This window comes from Stenotrophomonas sp. 05L44_2 (assembly GCF_056665995.1).
Genome location: NZ_JBFTNR010000651.1, coordinates 1 through 2,380, shown reverse-complemented (window position 1 = coordinate 2,380; position 2,380 = coordinate 1). Strand labels below are relative to the sequence as shown.

Annotated in this window: 3 protein-coding genes and 1 tRNA gene; 3 read left to right on the top strand and 1 reads right to left on the bottom strand. The window is 69.6% G+C overall.

Translation table 11 applies throughout. The features are described from left to right. From AC1VAN_RS18760 to AC1VAN_RS18750, 3 genes are all read left to right on the top strand, one after another. Positions 1 to 730 (top strand): type III pantothenate kinase (locus AC1VAN_RS18760; protein WP_480986432.1); only part of this gene is annotated, 730 nt, incomplete at its 5' end. Between the two features lie 9 nt (positions 731 to 739). After that, on the top strand, positions 740 to 1,573 hold the full coding sequence (locus AC1VAN_RS18755; protein WP_140227891.1) for an SPOR domain-containing protein: 834 nt from the start codon (positions 740 to 742) through the stop codon (positions 1,571 to 1,573). Between the two features lie 41 nt (positions 1,574 to 1,614). Continuing rightward, positions 1,615 to 1,690: transfer RNA gene (locus AC1VAN_RS18750), tRNA-Thr, on the top strand. Between the two features lie 58 nt (positions 1,691 to 1,748). Here the strand turns inward: AC1VAN_RS18750 and AC1VAN_RS18745 are convergent. Next, the gene (locus AC1VAN_RS18745; RefSeq protein ID WP_032978243.1) at positions 1,749 to 2,153 is read right to left on the bottom strand and encodes a hypothetical protein; all 405 of its coding nucleotides are present in this window, start codon (positions 2,151 to 2,153) and stop codon (positions 1,749 to 1,751) included. Positions 2,154 to 2,380: the final 227 nt, after the last annotated feature.

The window sequence follows — 2,380 nt, the reverse complement described above, 5'->3', positions numbered from 1 at the left end:
GAGCGACTGGTTGTTCGATCTGGGCAATTCGCGCTTCAAGTTCGCGCCGTTGCAGGGTGACCGTGCCGGTGATGTGCAGGCCTGGGCACATGGCGCCGAAGGCATGGCCGGGCAACCGCCGCACAGCCTGCCCAGTGGCGGCACCGCGTTTGTGGCCAGCGTCGCCGCGCCATCGCTGACCAGCGCGATGCTGGATCAGCTGCAGCGTCGCTTCGAGCACGTGCATGTAGTGCGCACCAGCGCCCAGTGTGCGGGTGTACGCATTGCCTACGCCAAACCGGAAAAATTCGGTGTCGACCGCTTCCTGGCGCTGCTGGCTGCCGCCAAGGCACAGCGGCCGGTGCTGGTGGTCGGTGTCGGCACCGCGTTGACCATCGACCTGCTTGATGCCAACGGCCAGCATCACGGTGGACGCATTTCCGCCTCGCCGACCACCATGCGCGAGGCGCTGCACGCGCGCGCGGTGCAGCTGCCGGCCAGCGGCGGTGACTACAGCGAATTCGCCAACGACACCGCCGATGCGCTGGCCTCCGGTTGCGATGGTGCCGCCGTGGCGCTGGTTGAACGCAGCGCCCGCCAGGCACAGGCGCTGTTGGGCGTCATGCCGTCGCTGCTGGTGCACGGCGGTGGCGCACCCGCGCTGATGCCGCTGCTGGACGGCGCCGACTACCACCCCTCGCTGGTGCTGGATGGCCTCGCCCGCTGGGCGGTGCACCAGCCCGCAGGCTAGTATCGGCGCATGCTGACCCGTGCCCTGATCGTCGTGCTGGCGATCCTCAATCTTGGTGTTGCCACCTGGTGGCTGTTGCGCGATGAACCCGCGCGCGCGCCGTTGCCACCGCCCCCGACCGGCGTGGCCGAGCTGCGCTGGTTGCCCGGTGGCACCGATGCGGCCGTGGCCGCGCAGGCCTCGGCAGCGGCACCCACTGAAGCACTGGTGGAGCGTGAGGCGGCGCCGGCTACCGCAGTGGCCGCTGTACCCACACCCGCAGCGGCGACACCTGCAGCACCCAGCAAGCCAGCCGAACCAGTGAAGGCGCCTGAGCCGATGGCCGCCGTCGCCAAGCCAGCGCCCGAACCGGTGGCTGAGAAACCCGCAGCCCCGGCCGTACCGCCGCGCTGCCTGGCGCTGGGCCCGTTCGCCGACCGCGCCGCTGCCAGCGCTGCGCAGAGTCGTGCGGGCAACCTGCTGGGCCAGGTGCGCCTGCGCGAGCAGCCCGCCGCCAGCGGCAGCGCCCGTTACCGCGTGCTGCTGCCCGCCGCCGCCAGCCGCGATGACGCGCAGGCCACGGTCAAGCGCATCGTCGCTGCCGGGCTGAGCGACTACTACATCATCAGCCAGGGCGACGAGACCAACGCCATTGCGCTGGGCCAGTACCGCAACCGCGAGGGCGCCGAACGGCGCATGGCCGCGGTGCAGGCCGCCGGCTTCCAGCCGCGCCTGGTGGCCAGTGGCGATGCCGGCCAATGGTGGCTGGAAGGGCAGCTGGCCACCGGCAGCGAACCGGCCCAGGCGCAGCAGCGCAGTGGCGCCGCGCAGCAACGGTCGCTGGAATGCACGCGACTGCGCTAGAATTCCCAAACCACGGCGCTGCCGTCGGCGTTTCACCCCGTGCCGCTTTAGCTCAGTTGGTAGAGCAACTGTCTTGTAAACAGTAGGTCATCCGTTCGATTCGGATAAGCGGCACCATCTCCCGACAATCTCCCTTGCCCCTTTTGTTGCATGGGGCCGGCTAGTGTCTGTGTGCCTACGCCGCATGCAGCTGCAGCTCCACATACTCCGCCAATCCCCGGCACGCCAGCAGCAGCCCTTCGCGCGTTCCGTCGCCGATCTGCTGCTCGTCGCCTCCATCGACCCGCACGCGCTCGGCGGCGTGGAATATTTCCAGCAAGGTGGTCAGCCCGGCAGCGGCGCGGTCGGCGCGTGCCATGGCCATGCCCTGGCCGGGTGTCAGCGTTGGCCCGCGCCACGGCTGACCGTCGGCACCATCGCCATTGCGGATGCGCAGCAGGCAGCCTTGCAACGTGATGGGGTCCGGGACATCGACGGCGGCGGCGAACGCGGCTTCCAACGGCTGCGCAAGCTCGGGGGGCAGGCGTTCGGCGGCGTCGCCCAGCGTGGCGGTCAGATAGGGATAGTCAGGAACGGGCATGTGGGCATCCTCGGGTACAAGAGAGGCGCCACCGCAGGGGGTGGCGGACGATGCGTGGTTTCCAATACCGGTGAGTTGAGAAGCCGGTGGGCGCGAGGCCCCCACGCACCGCCCGCCGTAACGCAGCAGACGGATTGCCAGCCGACGCCACCCCCGAGGTGGTGGCGCCGGCTGACAAGCGTAAACAACTCAACTCATTCGGGATTGGAAGCCCCGGCCATCCGTTG